General features: G+C 33.0%; 12 protein-coding genes and 1 other RNA gene. 8 read left to right on the forward strand and 5 right to left on the reverse strand.

The features are described 5' to 3' along the window. Positions 1-27: 27 nt before the first annotated feature. Positions 28-912, forward strand: a complete 885-nt coding sequence (locus ACNO7W_RS05375; protein ID WP_417937317.1) for a hypothetical protein — start codon at positions 28-30, stop codon at positions 910-912. A gap of 54 nt (positions 913-966) precedes the next feature. Here the strand turns inward: ACNO7W_RS05375 and hutI are convergent, their stop codons facing one another. Both hutI and ACNO7W_RS05385 read right to left on the reverse strand, forming a co-directional pair. Continuing rightward, positions 967-2,205 carry an imidazolonepropionase gene (hutI, locus tag ACNO7W_RS05380; RefSeq protein ID WP_417937318.1) on the reverse strand — a complete coding sequence of 413 codons (1,239 nt, stop codon included), beginning with the start codon at positions 2,203-2,205 and terminating at the stop codon, positions 967-969. A 13-nt stretch (positions 2,206-2,218) separates the two neighbouring features. Then, the gene (locus ACNO7W_RS05385) at positions 2,219-3,268 is read right to left on the reverse strand and encodes a glutaminyl-peptide cyclotransferase (protein ID WP_417937319.1); all 1,050 of its coding nucleotides are present in this window, start codon (positions 3,266-3,268) and stop codon (positions 2,219-2,221) included. An 88-nt stretch (positions 3,269-3,356) separates the two neighbouring features. On the opposite strand from ACNO7W_RS05385, the gene ffs reads away from it, so the two are divergent. The 3 genes from ffs (at position 3,357) to fsa (ending at position 5,177) form a co-directional block, all read left to right on the forward strand. Then, an RNA gene (gene ffs / locus ACNO7W_RS05390) (signal recognition particle sRNA small type) lies at positions 3,357-3,454 on the forward strand. Between the two features lie 112 nt (positions 3,455-3,566). Continuing rightward, a complete protein-coding gene (locus tag ACNO7W_RS05395; RefSeq protein ID WP_417937320.1) occupies positions 3,567-4,370 on the forward strand; it encodes an SDR family oxidoreductase in 804 nt (267 codons plus the stop codon). A gap of 150 nt (positions 4,371-4,520) precedes the next feature. After that, positions 4,521-5,177, forward strand: a complete 657-nt coding sequence (gene fsa / locus ACNO7W_RS05400; protein WP_035672771.1) for a fructose-6-phosphate aldolase — start codon at positions 4,521-4,523, stop codon at positions 5,175-5,177. 121 nt (positions 5,178-5,298) lie between these two features. On the opposite strand, the gene ACNO7W_RS05405 is transcribed toward fsa, so the two are convergent. The 3 genes from ACNO7W_RS05405 to ACNO7W_RS05415 all read right to left on the reverse strand — a co-directional run bounded on the left by ACNO7W_RS05405 (position 5,299) and on the right by ACNO7W_RS05415 (position 8,873). Continuing rightward, the gene (locus ACNO7W_RS05405; RefSeq protein WP_417937321.1) at positions 5,299-6,960 is read right to left on the reverse strand and encodes an MFS transporter; all 1,662 of its coding nucleotides are present in this window, start codon (positions 6,958-6,960) and stop codon (positions 5,299-5,301) included. A gap of 187 nt (positions 6,961-7,147) precedes the next feature. Continuing rightward, a complete protein-coding gene (locus ACNO7W_RS05410; RefSeq protein WP_143388814.1) occupies positions 7,148-7,849 on the reverse strand; it encodes a LytR/AlgR family response regulator transcription factor in 702 nt (233 codons plus the stop codon). After that, entirely contained in the window at positions 7,839-8,873 is a 1,035-nt protein-coding gene (locus tag ACNO7W_RS05415) for a sensor histidine kinase (RefSeq protein ID WP_417937322.1), read from the reverse strand. Before ACNO7W_RS05415 ends, ACNO7W_RS05410 begins: the two co-directional genes overlap by 11 nt. 295 nt (positions 8,874-9,168) lie before the next feature. On the opposite strand from ACNO7W_RS05415, the gene ACNO7W_RS05420 reads away from it, so the two are divergent. The 4 genes from ACNO7W_RS05420 (at position 9,169) to ACNO7W_RS05435 (ending at position 18,366) form a co-directional block, all read left to right on the forward strand. After that, on the forward strand, positions 9,169-12,198 hold the full coding sequence (locus ACNO7W_RS05420) for a SusC/RagA family TonB-linked outer membrane protein (protein ID WP_417937323.1): 3,030 nt from the start codon (positions 9,169-9,171) through the stop codon (positions 12,196-12,198). Between the two features lie 10 nt (positions 12,199-12,208). Further along, on the forward strand, positions 12,209-13,789 hold the full coding sequence (locus ACNO7W_RS05425; protein ID WP_417937324.1) for a RagB/SusD family nutrient uptake outer membrane protein: 1,581 nt from the start codon (positions 12,209-12,211) through the stop codon (positions 13,787-13,789). Positions 13,790-14,381: 592 nt separating this feature from the next. Then, a complete protein-coding gene (nagB, locus tag ACNO7W_RS05430) occupies positions 14,382-16,319 on the forward strand; it encodes a glucosamine-6-phosphate deaminase (protein WP_417937325.1) in 1,938 nt (645 codons plus the stop codon). A 19-nt stretch (positions 16,320-16,338) separates the two neighbouring features. Then, positions 16,339-18,366, forward strand: coding sequence for a beta-N-acetylhexosaminidase (locus ACNO7W_RS05435; RefSeq protein WP_417937326.1), 2,028 nt, complete (start codon positions 16,339-16,341; stop codon positions 18,364-18,366). Positions 18,367-18,568 lie beyond the last annotated feature (202 nt).

The following is an 18,568-nucleotide window of genomic DNA, read 5'->3' on the forward strand; positions in this document are numbered from 1 at the left end:
GTATAAATTAAAAATTAAAATCAAATTATGGAAAATCAAAAAAGCAGTTCAAGTCTTAAAGCGGTTATTGCGGTTTTAGCAGTTTTATTAGTGGGAAGTTTAGTGTATATTTTTAAAATGACTTCTGATGCCGATGTAGTTAAAACAGAATTAAAAACTACATTGACCGAAAAAGAATCCGTTATGAAAGATTTACAAGAATTAAAATCTACTTATGATGCTGCAATTGCGGAAAACACATCAATGTCTGATGAGCTAATTCAAGAAAGAGATAAAGTTGTAAACTTAATGTCTGATTTAAGTAAATCTAAAGGCGATGTAGCTTCATTATCAAAATACAGAACTCAATTCAATGCTTTGCAAGGGAATATGAAAGTTTTAATGGCCGAGAATGAAGGGTTGAAAAAACAAAATACAACCTTGACTATCCAACGTGATAGTACAGTGGTAGTATTGGGAGAAACCAAAAAAAATGTTGAGGCATTAACAGGACAAAACGAAGAATTAGCAAAAGCAGTTGAAATAGGTTCAAAATTAACTGTTTTAAACACAAGAGGATCGGCTTTTAAACTAAAAAGTTCTGGTAAACAAATAGAAACTGATAAAGCTAGTAGAGCTGACGTTCTTAGAGTTAGTTTTACAATTCCTGAAAATCCAATTGCTAAATCAGGAGATAAAATGTATTATGTTCAAGTAATTGACAGTAAGAATAATGTTTTAGGCGATAAAAAAACAGAGACTTTTGGAGACAATACTTTAACGTATAGTTTTACAACTAATGTTAAATATGAAAACAAAACAGTTACTGTTTCAGAGGATTTAAAAGGGAAAGATTTTGCTAAAGGAACGTATTATATTAATATTTTTGATAGAGATATATTGGTTTCTAAAACAAGTTTCGTATTAAGATAATATTTCAAAATTACAGCATAAAAAAGAGGAACATAATGAATGTTCCTCTTTTTTTTATTCAAAAATTTCTCCTTCAACTAGAACAGTATCAATTAGATTACTGCCAAAAGCATATGGCAATTGATAGTACGAGGGAATAGGCTTAGTAATAATCAGATTAGCTTTTTTTCCAATAGTGATGCTTCCGTGAGTATCAGAAATTCCCATAGCGTAGGCTCCATTTATTGTGGCCGCATTTATGGCTTCTTCGGGAGTCATTTTCATTTTGATACAAGCTGTAGCCACTACAAAGTTCATATTTCCGGATGGAGTAGAGCCAGGATTATAATCGGTTGCGAGAGCCAGAGGAAGTCCTGCAGCTATCATTTCTCGTGCAGGCGTATAAGGAATATTCAAGAAATAAGAACAGGAAGGTAAAGCAACAGGCATTGTTTCTGTATTTTTTAAGGCTTCAATATCTTCGGGTTTCATAACTTCTAAATGGTCTACAGAAAGTGCATTGTATTTTATTCCAGCTTGAATTCCGCCAATAGAGTTGAATTGATTGACATGGATTTTTGGCTTTAAGCCAAAACGGATTCCAGCTTCCATAATTTGTTCTGTTTCTTCGACAGTAAAATAACCAGTTTCACAAAATACATCTATAAAGTTTGCCAGTTTATTTTTAGCAATTTCTGGAAGCATTTCATTAATTATAGAATCAATGTAGCCTTTATGGTTTGCTGCATATTCCAATGGAAAAGCATGTGCGCCCAGAAAAGTTGCTTTTATGGTTATAGGATAGTTTTGGGATAAACGTTGAATTACACGGAGCATTTTTAATTCTCCATCGAATGTTAATCCATATCCTGATTTGATTTCTACCGCACCAGTTCCCAAACGCATCACTTCTTCCAATCGTGCTTTGGACTGGTTGTATATTTCCTCTTCGGTCGTTTCATTCAATTTTTTTGCCGAATTTAAGATTCCACCGCCACGATTAGCAATTTCTTCATAAGTCAATCCATTTATTCGATCTACAAACTCCTGTTCCCGATTGCCGGCATAAACAATATGTGTATGACTGTCGCACCAAGAAGGCAAAACCATTTTTCCGGTTGCATCAATTATCTTGTCAGCTTTGATTTCCGGGAGATTATCCATGGAGCCAAAATTGGCAATCAAATCGTTTTTAATCACCAAAAACGAATTTTTGATTGTTGGCAGAATAGCCATCTCAGTCCCCGAAATTTTAAAAACTGATGTTTCCCGAACCTGAAGTAATTCTTTAATATTGATGATTATTGTAGTCATTTTTTTATGAAAATTATTCTGAAACTGTAATTTCAAACATTTTGTCCCAGTTTTTTCCAGTTACAAAAATGGTTTTTGTTTTTGGATTGTATGCAATTCCATTTAAATAATCCTCAGAAGTTACATTGATTAATTTTCTCAAACCAGACATGTCTAAAATACCTTCTACGGCTCCATTTATAGGGTTTACTACAGCGATAGCGTCTTTTTGCCACACATTAGTATAGATTTTTCCATTAATCCATTCCAGTTCATTAACAGCTTTAATTTTAGAATTTCCAGAGTAAACATTGATGTAATCAATCATTTTTTGGGTTTGAGGATCCATTTTCCAGATTTTCTCCGTTTTGTCAGTTTGATAAATGTATTTACCGTCATTAGTCATTCCCCAGCCTTCAATATCTTTATCATATGCAAAAGTTTTTTCTAACTTCCAAGTATCAGCATTGTATATAAAACCCGTTTTTTCCTGCCAAGTCAATTGATATATTTTGTTGTTTAAAAAAGTAATTCCTTCACCAAAATATTTATCATCTAATTTTAAATTTTTATAAATTTTTCCTGTTTTATAATCTGTTTTTAAAAGTTTAGATTTTTTATATAATCCGATACTTTCGTATAAAGTATCTTTATAAAACTCTAAACCTTCGGTGAAAGAAGCTGTGTCGTGTGGAAAAGTGTTTACAATCGTATATTTAAGCAATTTGGGCTGAACATTCGAAACTAATTCGACTCTTGCGGTAGCTTCTGAGTTTTCTCCTTCATAATATACTAACGCTTTTAGGTTCTGATAACCTAATTTTTGGTCTTTTAATTGAAAAGTTAATTTGTCAAGTCCTTTTTTTGAAGCTATTTTTTTATCATTTACGTAATAGATAATACTATCAACAGCTTTCGAATTTGGGTTCGAAATTCCTAATTCTATCGCTTCTTGTGGCTGATATTGTTCTTTGAAATTAGAAATATCGAAGGTAAATACAGTATTTTCACCTTTTTTTGTGTCGTTGCAACTTGCTAAAGTGATTCCTAATAAAATGAAAGATAGGAAGTTATAATTTCTCATAGTTTGATTTTTTGATGCACCAATATACAACGTTATTTTTATAGGTACAAAGCACTTGCAAAAATATAAAAAGATTGTATATTTGCACCGGCAAGTCCTACACGACCAGCTCCTGCAGACTCCCCCAGGATGGGAACATAGCAAGGGTACGTGGTTGAGCGGTGCGATGTAGGTCGCTTGCCATTTTTTTTTAATCTGAATTTATTTCAGATTCTTTTTTAAGAATTATGCAAAAGTAGTCTTCCTTCGGGAGGATTTTTTTATTTTTGGACCTTTCGTATAATAAACATCAATAATCATGAATAAAGTAGTTCTAATTACAGGAGGTTCTTCAGGAATAGGAAAATCTATCGGAGCGTTTTTGCATCAAAAAGGTTTTGTCGTTTACGGAACCAGTAGAAATCCGGAACGAATTTTAAATTCTGTTTTTCCTTTAGTGGCTTTAGATGTTCGGGATACGGATTCGATTCATAAGGCTGTAGCCAAAGTAATTTCGATATCTGGTAGACTGGATGTAGTAATCAACAATGCAGGTGTTGGAATTACTGGACCGCTGGAAGAAATTCCAATGCATGAAATCAAAAATAATTTTGAGACCAATTTCTTTGGGCCTATTGAAGTGATGAAAGCGGTGTTACCACAAATGCGTTCGCAAAAATCAGGATTAATCATCAATATTACTTCTATTGCGGCTTATATGGGTTTGCCGTATAGAAGTGTTTATTCGGCTTCAAAAGGAGCTCTTGAAATCATCACAGAAGGGTTGCGTATGGAAGTGAAATCCTTTGGAGTTCATATTACGAATGTAGCACCCGGTGATTTTGCGACTAATATTGCTTCGGGGCGTTTTCATGCTCCGGTTATAAAAGGTTCAGCTTATGAAAATCCGTATGGGAATACATTAAAAACAATGGATGAACATGTTGACAGTGGCAGTAATCCAAATGAAATGGCAGAAGCGGTATATAAAATTATCCAAACTCCGGAACCTAAAATTCATTATAAGGTGGGTGTTTTTATGCAAAAATTCTCGATTGTCTTGAAGAGAATTTTACCGGATAAAGTATATGAAAAAATGCTTATGAATCATTATAAGTTGTAATTTTGCACCGAATTTTATGAGCGTGAAGGATCGCAGTGAAAATCCTTTTACTTTTTCCTTTAAAAAGTAAAAGATTGCAACGTAGAGCCTGACCGGCTTTTTCAGCAGGTCACGCCCAAATTATAAAACACACAATTAAATAGATATATTATGAAGTTTTTTATTGACACGGCTAATTTAGCTCAGATTAAGGAAGCACAAGCATTAGGCGTTTTGGATGGTGTTACAACCAATCCATCATTGATGGCTAAAGAAGGAATTACGGGTAAAAATAGCATTTTGAAACATTACGTTGATATTTGTAATCTTGTTGATGGTGATGTAAGTGCCGAAGTAAATGCTTTGGATTATGACGGAATGATCAAAGAAGGTGAAGAATTAGCTGATTTACACGATCAAATTGTGGTGAAATTGCCTATGACCAAAGAAGGTGTTATGGCTGCAAAATATTTTTCGGATAAAGGAATTAAAACAAATGTAACTTTAGTTTTCTCTGCAGGACAAGCTTTATTGGCTGCAAAAGCGGGAGCAACTTATGTTTCTCCGTTTATTGGTCGTTTGGATGATGTATCTACAGATGGTTTGGCTCTTATTGAAGAAATCAGATTGATTTATGATAACTACGGTTACGAAACTCAAATTCTAGCGGCATCTGTACGTCACACGATGCACATTGTAAACTGTGCTAAAATTGGTGCTGATGTAATGACTGGACCACTTTCGGCTATTTATGGTTTATTGAAGCACCCATTGACTGATATTGGATTGGCACAGTTTGTTGCTGATTTCGAGAAAGGAAATAAATAAAAAAGTTTTCGGTGAGCAGTTTTCAGCCTCAGTGAATTAAATAAAAAAATCCCATCAACCTAGGTCGATGGGATTTTTTATTTGGTTTGGTTTTTTGGTTTGGTATTATATTTTATTAAAATTAGTGTCCTCCACCAACTTCTATTTCGTGTCCGATTCCTTGTTTTTCAAGTATTCCAATTACTTTCCAACCATAGAATGCGATGAATGCAAAACACAATACAGGAATAAAATAAGAGGCGTGAATTCCGATGATATCAGCTAGTTTTCCTTGTAATGGCGGGATAATTCCACCACCCAAAATCATCATTACTAAAAATGCGGATCCTTGTGAAGTATATTTTCCTAAACCAGCAATTCCTAGAGAGAAAATACATGGCCACATAATACTTAGAAACAATCCACCACTCATAAAAGCAAAAATAGCTATGGTTCCGGTTGTGAATAAACCAATAAGCATGGCTGCCATTCCCATTAAACCAAAAATCATTAGTGTTCTTGACGGTTGATCTTTACCTAAAAAGAAACCTGCAATTTGGAATAAAATTACGAATGCGTATGCATATAATGGTGTTATGTCTTGTCCTGAAATAGCATTTGCAGCTAAAACTACACCAAATGCAAGGTAAGGTATAACGATAAGTAAAATCTTCTTAAGTTGTGATGACGGATTGAAAACAGAAATTGCTCCTGCCCAACGTCCAATCATTAAACTTCCCCAATACATAGACATGTAAGGAGCTAAACCGGGACCCTCAATTGAGCCAAAAGCAGTAGTTTTTAATAATTCTCCAAGATTACTTCCAATTGTTACTTCTACTCCAACATAAGAAAATAGAGCCAACATACCCAACACTAATTGAGGATATTTCATTGCTCCCCAACCTTCAGGATTTTTCTGTGCTGTAGTGTTAGCGAACAATAATCCAATCACTACAATTACTAGGGTAGAAATGGTTAATGCTAATCCTAAATAATCTTTTTCTTTATTTTCTATAAAACGAGAAATAAATTCAGGATCCTCATAACGAGAAAAGATATAGGCAAAAATGGCAACTAAAATTACAGTAATTGCAATTAATGTTTTCATTGCTTTATTTGCTGTTTCAAAAGTAGAGTCACTTTTTCCAGAAGGTAATTTTTTAGAAAAATGAAATAAAGCAGCTGCTAATAAAAATAGACCGCCAACAAATACATATAGAATCCTCATTGAATCTAATGAATCTTCTTTTTGAGCAAATTCTTCGATACTTACACCAGAGATTACACCAAATAAAGCAAAAGAAACAACTATTGGTCCTATTGTGGTTCCTAATGAATTAACACCTCCAGCAAGATTTAATCTGCTTGATGCACTATGAGGCTCACCTAATGATGCAGCGAAAGGTTGAGCAGAAGTTTGTTGTAGAGAAAAACCCAAAGCAACTATGAATAAAGCACCAAGAATAAATAAATAACTTCCTTGCGTTACTGCCAATATCATTAAAGCTGCTCCAAATGTACTAATCAATAATCCATAAATGATTCCTTTTTTGAATCCCCAACCGTTAAGAATGTCTTTTTTTGCAATGCTGCTAAAAATGAAAAGAAGTATAGCACCTATGTAATAAGCTCCATAAAAAGCAAAATCTATAAGCTGACTTTGAAATTGGTCTAAGCCAAACTTGGCTTTACAAAAAGGGATAAAAACACCATTAGATGCTCCAATAAATCCCCAAAAGAAGAATACTGTAATTAATGTGTAAAGAGCCGAATTATTCGACTTCGTTTGTTCTGAATTCATAATTTTTTTTTTGGTTTTTTAAATTAATTATTTTTAGCTGCAAGGCTGTAAATATATTTCTTAAGGAAACCAAAAAAAAATATTTCAGTATAAAAATGATAATTTTTATACAAACAGCATTATTTATTCAATAAAGTGCATTTTTGTTGCATTTTTGAATGTCAATTAGGGTATTTTTTGTGAAAATTTATTCTAAAATTTTACTTTTTACATCTTTACTGTAATTTCGTCCTATTGGTAAGGTGTAAGATAGTATTTGTATCCTATTCCCCTCAATAAATTTTACTTTATCAATTGCAATGGTGTATGATTTATGAATTCTTACAAATCGGTCAAGAGGTAATTCTTCAGATAAAGAGGTTAATGATTTGTGCGTAATATAGGTTTTGTCAATAGTCACGACCTTTATGTATTCTTTCATTCCTTCGATAAACAGAATTTCATCGATCGTTATTTTTACCATTTTTTTATCAACCTTGATAAAAATATGTGGTTCTATTCGATGCATTTCAACTTTAATATTATTCTTTAAATTGATTTCGGTTGAAATCTTATTGATACATTTTATAAATCTTGGTAACGGAATAGGCTTTACTAAATAGTCTAAAACGTCTAAATCATAACTTTCGGCAGCAAATTCTCTAAAGGCGGTAGTGATTACAATTTTAGTTTTATACTCTATTAATCGGATCAATTCAAAACCAGTCATCATTGGCATATTTATATCCAAAAATACGGCATCAACAGTATTGTTATTGATAAACTCGAGCGCTTCTAATGCATTGTTAAACGTGCCAATAATTTCAAAATCGGCAAAATTATTAAAATAATTCTGTAGAACTTTTATCGCTAATGGTTCGTCATCAATCAAAACACATTTAATCTTCATTATGAATTGGTATTTGCAAACGAGTAATATAATAATTAAACTTTATTTTTTGTTCTAAAGTGTACTTGTTTTTGAAAATTAATTTCAATCTTTTTCTAGTATTTATAAGACCTATTCCTTTTTTGGTTTTTATATTTTGTGAAAGTACAAAATTATTTAATATTTCAAAATTCAATACTGAGCCACCAATGACTTTACAATTTATCTTTATTTTAAGGTTGTCATTATTTATACCACCATGTTTAAAGGCATTTTCTACAAGAGATATAAAAAGTAAAGGAGGAACTTTTATCTCATCGATATTAGAATCTATATTTATGGTTACTTCTACGTTTTCAAAACGGAGTCTCTCGATTTCAATATAATTTTGGATGTAATCAATCTCATTTATCAAAGGAACAAATTTAGTTCCTTCGATGTCGTATAAGACATATTCCATCAACTTTGAAAGTTTTATAATCACATCTGGAACTTTATCAGAGGATTCTAGTGATAAAGCATATAAATTATTTAAAGTATTGAAGAAGAAATGAGGCTGGATTTGATTTTTCAAATATTTCAATTTAATTTTAGATTGATTCTCTTTTATAGCCCTATTTCGTTCCCTTTCATTAAGCCAGATTAAAGTTAAATAAACAGTAGATGCTATAGCAAGTACATAAATTTCACCAATGCATACTGCTACGATATGATTCAATTCAAAGGGTTTGTATTCTCTGTTGGCTTCTGGCCAAATGTCTTCGGAAATGATGTAATAGGTTAATCCAGTTTTCAATAAATAAACAACCATTAAACTCAATAATAAAGCTAAACTGTACTTATAATATTTTGAAGTTAATACATAGCGAGGTATGAGAAAGTATAAATTAAAATATACTAATGGAATGTGAAGTGAAAATTCTAAAATATTGGATTTTAAGGAATATCCATAATCATTAAAATAAGCTCCCCAACGAAGAAAGTTCATCAAAAAAAACAATCCCCAAAACCAAAAATGATTTTGAAGTTTAATATCGAATTTCATTTCTTTTATTTTACTCACTTTTATAGTTAATAATTAATGGTTTATATGGTAAATAATATTTTCTTAATTTTTTTACAACTTTAATCAATTTGACAATAAAAAACATCTTTTTTTAAATAAAAATATCAAAAAGTTGAAAACAGGTAAAAAAAGCACATAAAAGGCGTACTTGAAAAACGTATTGTTGACGGAATTATGTCGTTGGTTTAAAATAAAGGACAGTTGGTATAAATTATTTTTTTTAGAATACCCTTAAAGATAAATTTACGCCATAACTAACAAAAACTTTTCAAAAATGAAACAAATTATCTTAATCTTTATGATCATTTTTACTTCGCAAATCACCATTGCGCAAGTAAAAACTCTCAAGGGTTCAGTGACCGATGCTGTCGGTTCACCATTGCCTGGGGCATCTATTGCAATACAAGGAGAATCAAAGGGAACCATTACCGATTTCGATGGTAATTTTTCTATTGAAGTACAAAAAGGAAAAACCCTGATCGTTTCTTATCTGGGATCAGAAACTCAAAAAGTTGTAGTGGGTGATGACAGTACTATTAAAGTACAATTGAAAGAAGCTGCTTCTACAGCACTTTCTGAGGTTGTGGTTACCTCTCTTGGTATCAAGAAAACCAGAAAATCATTAACTTATTCCGCTCAAGAATTAAAAGGAGAAGAATTAACCCGTGTTAAAGACGCAAATATCATTAATACAATTGCCGGAAAGATTGCTGGTGTAGCCGTTACAAAAAGTGCAGGCGGTACGGGCGGTTCTACAAAAGTGGTTATTAGAGGAAATTCCTCTGTGAGTAATAACCAACCGCTTTATGTAATTGATGGTATTCCTTTGTTTAATGGAACTTCAGGACAACCTAACGATTCGTTTGGTAGTACAGCTGGTGGTAATCGTGATGGTGGTGATGTGGTTTCTCTTATTAATCCGGATGATTATGAAGGTATGACAGTTCTTAAAGGAGCTGCCGCATCTGTGTTGTACGGAAGTCAAGGTGCTAATGGTGTAATTTTACTTTCTTCTAAAAAAGCAAAAGAAGGAAAATCAAATCTTAAAGCTTCGTCAGTGACTACTTTTGAATCGGCGGCATATTTACCAAAATTTCAAAATGAATATGTTGCTGTAGCAGGTGGGGAAGAAACTTGGGGAGCAAAAGGAGCTTCTAATGACCATGTGAAAGATTTCTTTAATACTGGAAATACACAAATTACTTCATTAGCTTTTTCTTCAGCTTCGGCAATATCGTCTACTACTTTATCTTATGCTAACACTAGTGGATCTGGAATTATACCAGGAAGTGGTTTAAAGAAAAATAATTTTGGTATTCGTCAAACAGCAAAATTTTTCGAAGATAAATTGAGTGTGGCCGCAAATGCAAATTATACTACCCAAACGGTTAATAACAGACCGGTAAATGGACTTTATTTCAATCCTTTAACTGGCGTTTATTTAATGCCAAGAGGAAATGATTTTAACGCATATAAAGAAAATTTTGAAGTTTTTGATCCTGCTAGAAATCTTATGGCTCAAAACTGGATGACAGACAGAGATATTTTGCAAAATCCATATTGGGGAATCAATAGAAATAAGTCAGAAGATACCAATCAATTTTTTAACGGATCGATTGCTTTAGATTACAAAGTATATAACTGGCTAAGTATTGCTTCAAGATACAGTTACAATCGTGTGGAAAGTGGTTTTGATAAAAAAATATATGCCACTACACAAGGTACTTTATCTCACACAAACGGAAGATACATAAATGTGAATACTTTAAGTACACAACGTTATGGTGATTTGATTGCTACAATTAATACTAAATTCAACGAAGATTTTAGTTTTAATGCTAATGTTGGAACAAGTATTACGAATACAATTGGAAATCAAAGAACAACTTTAGATTCTGGTATTGGTGGAGGTTTGCAAATCGCAAACTGGTTTACATTAGGTAATTTTGTGAACAATGCAGGAAATCTACAAACATTAGATTCTTCTAAGGAAGTACAATCTGTTTTTGCAACGACTACTTTGGGATACAAAGACATGTTGTTTTTAGATCTTGCAGCAAGAAACGATTGGTCTTCCACATTAGTAAATACGGATAATTCAGGTTTCTTTTATCCATCTGTGGGTGTAACTGCTATTATCAGCGAAATGACAACTTTGCCGGATTTTATTAATTACGGAAAGGTAAGAGCTACTTATGCTCAAGTAGGTAATGATATTTTCCCTTTTGTTACCTCTCCAACTAATGGTTTTACTGCAGAAGGTAATAAACCTGCTATTGCAGCTCCAAAACCTGGAACCTCATTACGACCAGAATTAAAATCAGAAGTTGAAATTGGTACAGAATGGAGAATGTTTGATAACAGACTTGGATTCGAATTATCTTATTATAATTCAGAAACGAAACATCAATATTTACAAATTCTTGCTCCACTAACGAATCCACTAGGAGTAAAATACTATGGTATTAATGCAGGTAGTATTAAAAACGTAGGTTTTGAAGCGGTTGTTACCGGAAAAATCGTCAAAACCGATAAATTTTCTTGGGATGCAACTGTAAATTATTCTCAAAATAAAAATACAGTTAAGGAAATTCCAACTGAATTAGGAGGAAAAGTAATTTTGACTGAAGCTGGAGTTAATAACTATAGATATGTTTTAGAACAAGGTAAACCGTATGGTGTTATTGAAGGAGTAAATATAAAAAGGGATGCTCAAGGTAGGGTGATGTTAAATACTGACGGAACAATTCAAAAAACAGATTTTGAAGAAGTAGGGAATTCTAATCCAGACTTTATGCTAGGGTTTTCTAACTCATTTAAATTTGGTTCTTTCTTTGCAAATGTACTTATCGACGGAAGATTTGGTGGTAATGTAATGAGTTTAACCGAAGCAATAAATGACGAATTTGGTGTGTCGAAAGCAACTGGAGATGCTAGAAATGCTGGGGGTGTTGTTATCAACGCAGTTTATCCTGATGGTTCTGCTTATACAGGGAAATATCCTGCTGAAAGTTATTACAAACAAACAGGCGGTAGAGCAGGAGCTACAGGAGAATATGTATATGATGCCACTAATGTAAGTTTAAGAGAAGTTTCAATAGGATACGCTTTTAACACTAAAAAAATGTCTTTTTTACAAACGGCCAGTCTGTCTTTAATCGCCAGAAATTTAGGTTTTATTTACAAAGATGCTCCATTTGACCCTAATATTTCATTAAGCACAGGTGAAGGTTTGCAAGGTATTGATGTTTACGGAATGCCATCTACAAGAAGTATCGGTCTTAATTTAAACGTAACTTTCTAATCAAAAAATCATGAAATTAAATACTATAAAAAGAACAGCTATTTGTATTTCCTTGCTCGCTGCAGTAAGTTGTACAGATAATTTCGAAGAAATAAATACCAATCCAAACGGTATCACCCCAGAATTGTTAGAACAAGATTTTAATCATATTAAAGGTTCATTTGGACCAATGTTCAACAATATATTAGTCCTTACTCCAGAATGGAAATACCAGGTCCAACAAGGATTACAAGGAGATATTTGGTCGGGTTATATGGCTACGGGAACTGCTTTTAGAGGTGGAACAAACAACACTACTTATGATCTTGTAGATGGTTGGAATGGTTTTGCGTGGGGAGCTGCTTATGGAGATGTAATGTTTAATGCTTACAATGTAGAACAAAAAGCAAAAGGAAAATACGATCAGTTTTATGCGCTGTCTTTGATTTTGAAAGTAGAAGGAATGCATAGGGTAACGGATACTTATGGTCCTATTGTATATTCAAAATTTGGAACTACTGATCCGGTAATTGCTTATGATTCTCAAGATGAAGTTTACAATCAAATGTTCAAAGAATTAGATGTTGCGGTTGCTGAATTAACAAAAAGAGTAGATGCTGGTGAGGCTTCAACTTTTGTAACTACGGATCTTTCTTCTTATAAAGGGGATTATAAAAAATGGGTAAAATTTGCCAATTCATTGCGTTTGAGATTAGCCATGCGTATTGTTAAAAAGAATCCGGCTTTGGCAAAAACAGAAGCTGAAAAAGCGATTGCTCAAAAATTTGGGGTGATGACTTCAAATGATGATTTATTCAAAGTAGTATCACCTACGTTCAATAATCCAATTGCTACAATTAGTGCAGCTTGGGGAGACATTCGTATGTCGGCAGATATGGAATCAATAATGGGTGGTTATGCTGATCCTAGGTTACCAGTATTTTTTAATACATCAGCACAATTTCCAGGGCAATACAAAGGAGTTCGTACAGGAATAGAAATTGCTGCCAAAGCAGATCATGTTGATTTTTCAGCTATTGGACCAATTGTAAATTCAAAGGAAATTGCTTTAATGACTACTTCAGAAGTTTATTTGTTAAGAGCTGAAGGCGCTTTAAGAGGTTGGAATATGGGTGGAACAGCTCAAAGTTTGTATGAAATGGGTATAACAGCTTCTTTCGATCAACATGGTGTTTCAGGTGCTACGTCTTACATTGCTGACAATGTGAAAACAGCAAAAGCATATGTAGATCCTAATTTTCCTGCGAATAATGGTGCAGCATTAAATAATGTGACTGTTGCATGGGATGCTGTTGCCACAAATGAAGTGAAGTTACAAAAAATCATTACTCAAAAATGGATTGCAGGTTTCCCAGAAGGGCAAGAGGCTTGGTCAGAATACAGAAGAACTGGGTATCCAAAATTATTGCCTGTTCTTAAAAATACAAGCGGAGGAAAAATCGATTCTAATTTAGGTGTAAGAAGGGTAAACTTCGTTCAATCTGAGAAAGATGGAAATCCGGGAGGTGTGGCCACAGGATTAACTAAACTTGGTGGAGCTGATAATGGAGGAACAAGACTTTGGTGGGATACTACCGGACCTAACTTCTAAAAAAGATGATTATAACCTGAGTTCGATTATTATCTTTAAAGCAAAGTATTATTTATCAATTAGTTATCTTTATTGATTATCCTGCAAGGTCTTTTTTGACCTTGCAGGACTTAAATTACTATTGAAAATCAATATTTTAATAATCGAACTCAGGTTTATAGATTGAAAATAGAAATGGTGTAAGTAATTCCTATTTATTTACGCCATTTTTTATATCAAAAAGTCTTTTTTAAAAAGGATCTTTTATTTAAAGAATTTACAATTGACATTATAAAAATAAGTCCCTTTTTTTAAAACGCATTATTGAATAAATCATGTCGTTTGTTTAAATTTTTTGACTGTTGGTATATTTTATTTTTTTAGAAAAAACGTTTTAGTTAGCTTTATACCGAGATTAAGTCAAAGACAATAGGATTCAAACAAGTGTTAATTAGAAAAATATCCAGGGGAGTCTATTCTTTTCGTTTAAATTATATTTTAGATACAAGGGAATAATTTTAATAAGTTATTTGTAAGAAGAATAAATCAACAGTTTATATTTGTAATATAATTAATATCAACGAAGTAAGTAAATCGAATAAATAAAATAAAAATGAAAAGTGCTTTAGAAATTAAACCTGACATTAGCTATAAAAGTGCCGGTAAATTTGAAGAAACAAGATTTGAAAAAATTCATAATGAAATTTTCAAAAACTCAACAGAAGCTTCTATAATTGTAGCTCAAGAAATTGCACAATTAATTAAATCCAAACAAGAGAAAAACAAATCTTGTGTTCTTGGTTTAGCAACAGGTTCTTCACCTATAAAGGTCTATGAAGAATTAGTGCGAATGCATAAAGAAGAAGGACTTAGTTTTAGTAATGTAATCACTTTTAATCTGGATGAATATTATCCAATGACTAAAGAGAACAATCAGAGCTATCATTATTTCATGCATCAGCATCTTTTTAATCATATTGATATCAAACCGGAGAATATACATATTCCGGACGGTACGGTAGCGATTGAAGAGCTGAATCAATATTGTATTGATTATGAAATGAATATTAAAAATGCAGGTGGACTAGATTTTCAATTACTAGGAATTGGCCGCACGGGTCACGTTGGTTTTAATGAGCCGGGTTCTCATATCAATTCAGGAACTCGAATCATCACTTTAGATCACATTACAAGAGTAGATGCATCTTCAGATTTTAATGGTATTGACAATGTTCCTAAAAGAGCAATTACCATGGGAGTTTCAACTATTCTCAGATCTAAAAGAATTGTATTAATGGCTTGGGGCCAAAATAAAGCCGATATTATAAAAAGGACCATTCAAGGTGATATCAGCTCTGAGGTTCCGGCTACATTTTTGCAAAATCATACCAATACCACTTTCGTTTTAGACCAATCGGCAGCTTCAGAATTAACCCGTTTCAAAACACCATGGCTGGTTGGAGAATGCATTTGGACTCAGGAATTAAAAAGCAAAGCTATTGTTTGGCTATGCCAGAAAACTGACCAATCCATTTTAAAACTGACAGATAGAGATTATAATAATAATGGAATGTCTGATCTTTTGGCTTTGGAAGGTTCTGCTTACGACTTGAATATAAACATGTTCAATGTGTTGCAACATACCATAACTGGATGGCCAGGAGGGAAGCCTAATACTGATGATACTTATAGACCGGAACGAGCTAATCCAGCAAAAAAGAGAGTAATACTTTTTAGTCCTCATCCGGATGACGATGTGATTTCTATGGGAGGAACTTTTTCAAAATTAATAAAACAAGGGCATGATGTTCATGTAGTGTATCAAACTTCAGGAAACATAGCAGTTACAGATGATGAAGCATTGAAATTTGCCGAAGTTTGCAATGATTTTGTTGGTGCCGATAAAACTAAAATTAATTTTAAAGCGGCTATCGATTTTTTAAATAATAAAACCGAGAATGAAATTGATTCGATTGAAGTCCGAAAATTAAAAGGTCTTATTAGACGACGAGAATCTTATGCAGCGACCAGATATATCGGATTGAAAGATGAAAACATTCATTTTTTAGACATGCCTTTTTATGAAACTGGACAAGTAAAGAAAAAACCAATAGGAGAGGAGGATGTAGCTTTAGTTGCAGCTATTATCGCCAACATAAAACCCCATCAAGTTTTTGCTGCTGGAGATCTGGCTGATCCACATGGCACCCATGAAGTTTGTCTTAATGCAATTTTTGCAGCAATGAAGCAATTGAAGCCAGAGAAATACATGGATGATTGTTGGTTGTGGTTGTATCGTGGTGCTTGGCATGAATGGGATATTCACGAAATTGATATGGCTGTTCCTTTAAGTCCGGATGAGGTTTTGTTAAAAAGACATGCTATTTTGTACCATCAATCTCAAAAAGACAGAGTGATGTTTCAAGGAAACGACTCCAGAGAATTTTGGGTAAGGGCAGAAGACCGTAACAAGAATACAGCAAAATTGTATGATAATTTAGGTCTTGCTGAATACGAAGCTATTGAGGCTTTTAAGCGTTTCGACTATTAAAATCAACATTAAAAAAAACATGAAATACATCCGAATTCTATTATTTTTTGCTTTTGTGTCGAATGCTCAAATACAAAAAGAACAGTTAAATCTTATGCCGTGGCCTCAAAATATAAATTTGACCACTGGTACTTTTGCTTTGAGCAAAAATTTTAAAGTAAATATTACCGGTAACCCAAATCCTCGAATTTTTATAGGAGCAACCAACTTTTTACGAAGATTGGACGGCAGAACAGGATTGTTTTTGGAACAAAGTTTTTTGACAAAAGTCAACGAAAGTCCAGAAGCAGAATTGCAAATTAATTGTGTTCGCAACGGAAAAATAGAAATAAATGAAGATGAAAGTTATAAACTTACGATAACGTCCAATAAAATAACAATCAATGCCACATCTGATTTAGGTGCGTTGCATGGTTTGGAGACATTATTACAATTACTGCAAAATAACAGTACCTCCTATTATTTTCCTACGGTTGAGATTACGGATTCACCAAGATTTACCTGGAGAGGATTGATGATTGATGGGGCAAGACATTTTCAGCCAGTGGATGTTATCAAAAGAAATCTCGATGCTATGGCTTCAATGAAAATGAATGTTTTTCATTGGCATTTAGCTGACGATCAAGGATGGAGAATTGAAATGAAAAAACATCCGAAATTGACTGAATTGGCTTCAGATGGGAGCTATTATACTCAGGAAGAAATTAGAAATATTGTAAAATATGCCGATGAAAGAGGGATTTTAGTTATTCCGGAAATAGATGTGCCGGGTCATGCTTCGGCTTTCCTTACCGCATATCCTGAAGTAGGAAGTAAAGTAAGTGATGGAAAAGTTACCTATGAAGTGCAAAGAAATTCAGGAATTTTTAATGCAACATTGGATCCTTCAAATCCAAAAACCTATCAATTGTTAAGCGAAATTTTTGATGCCGTTTGTCCTTTATTTCCAGGTGCTTATTTTCATATTGGTGGGGATGAAAATAATGGTAAAGAGTGGAATGCGAATCCTAAAATACAGGAATTTAAGAAGAAATATAATTTGGCTAACAATCATGATTTGCAAACGTATTTTAACATGCAGTTGATTCCAATGTTGAAAAAACACAACAAAAGATTGATGGGCTGGGAAGAAATAATGACTGAAAACATGTCTAAAGATGCTATAATTCACGCTTGGAGAGGAACGAATGAAGGTCTTTCTTCTGGTGGATCATTAATAAAAGCGGCAAAAAGTGGGTTTAAAACAGTTTTATCCAATGGCTATTATATTGATTTAATGCTTGGTGTAGAGAAACATTATTTGAATGATCCGATACCAAAAAACAGTATTCTAACTCCGGAAGAAAAAACCAGAATATTGGGAGGAGAAGTAGCCATGTGGAGCGAGCTCGTAACGCCTTTAAACATAGATTCAAGAATTTGGCCACGAACTGCAGCCATAGCCGAAAGATTGTGGTCTAATGAAGATGTTACTGACTTGAATAGTTTACACAAAAGATTAAAAACGATTTCTTTTAGACTAGAAGAACTTGGAATTACGCATTTGAGAAACAAGGAAGTGATTTTGAGAAATATTAGTAACAATCAAAAAACAGCTGCACTGAATGATTTTTCGAATGTTTGTGAACCGCTAAAAATTTACACTCGTAATGGTGGAGGAAAAAAATATCGAATGCATTCACCGTTGACCTTATTTGCCGATGCGTGTACCGCCGATGCTTTAGATGTTTTTGATTTTGATACCGCCGTAAACAATTATTTAGAAAATAAAAGTCAAGAAAATCAAATTTTGGTAACCAATTTTTTCAAAAAATGGATTACTATGAACAGTGATTTAATTGGTTTAAGTTCTAATGCCCCGTTGGTGCAACCGCTTTTGCCATTATCAAAAAGTTTAAGTGATTTATCCCAGCAGCTTTTACTCGTAATTGAGAAAAAACAAACGGCAAACCCTATTATATTGAATGATTTATTAGAACAATGTAATTCTAAAAAAAATGCCGATGTAGAATTAGCCGTTTACAATAGTTTGAAAAAGTTGTTGTAAATATTGAAAATCAATACTAAAATTGGTATTGAAAAAATCAAGTTTGATTAATTCTATTTTAGTTTTGTAACTAAATATTAGTTTCTTTTTAATTTGGTAAATGGTTTGTTTTAAAGAAGATTAATATTATAATCCTGACAATATTTTGTCAGGATTTTTTTTGATTATCCTTTTAATGTTAAGTAAAATACAATTCATAAAA

Source organism: Flavobacterium sp. ZB4R12 (genome assembly GCF_048276375.1).
GTDB classification, from domain to species: domain Bacteria; phylum Bacteroidota; class Bacteroidia; order Flavobacteriales; family Flavobacteriaceae; genus Flavobacterium; species Flavobacterium gawalongense.

Coding starts and splice junctions, on each gene's coding strand:
- ACNO7W_RS05375 (WP_417937317.1), top strand. CDS start 28: ATGGAAAATCAAAAAAGCAGTTCAAGTCTTAAAGCGGTTATTGCGGTT.
- hutI (WP_417937318.1), bottom strand. CDS start 2,205: ATGACTACAATAATCATCAATATTAAAGAATTACTTCAGGTTCGGGAA.
- ACNO7W_RS05385 (WP_417937319.1), bottom strand. CDS start 3,268: ATGAGAAATTATAACTTCCTATCTTTCATTTTATTAGGAATCACTTTA.
- ACNO7W_RS05395 (WP_417937320.1), top strand. CDS start 3,567: ATGAATAAAGTAGTTCTAATTACAGGAGGTTCTTCAGGAATAGGAAAA.
- fsa (WP_035672771.1), top strand. CDS start 4,521: ATGAAGTTTTTTATTGACACGGCTAATTTAGCTCAGATTAAGGAAGCA.
- ACNO7W_RS05405 (WP_417937321.1), bottom strand. CDS start 6,960: ATGAATTCAGAACAAACGAAGTCGAATAATTCGGCTCTTTACACATTA.
- ACNO7W_RS05410 (WP_143388814.1), bottom strand. CDS start 7,849: ATGAAGATTAAATGTGTTTTGATTGATGACGAACCATTAGCGATAAAA.
- ACNO7W_RS05415 (WP_417937322.1), bottom strand. CDS start 8,873: ATGAAATTCGATATTAAACTTCAAAATCATTTTTGGTTTTGGGGATTG.
- ACNO7W_RS05420 (WP_417937323.1), top strand. CDS start 9,169: ATGAAACAAATTATCTTAATCTTTATGATCATTTTTACTTCGCAAATC.
- ACNO7W_RS05425 (WP_417937324.1), top strand. CDS start 12,209: ATGAAATTAAATACTATAAAAAGAACAGCTATTTGTATTTCCTTGCTC.
- nagB (WP_417937325.1), top strand. CDS start 14,382: ATGAAAAGTGCTTTAGAAATTAAACCTGACATTAGCTATAAAAGTGCC.
- ACNO7W_RS05435 (WP_417937326.1), top strand. CDS start 16,339: ATGAAATACATCCGAATTCTATTATTTTTTGCTTTTGTGTCGAATGCT.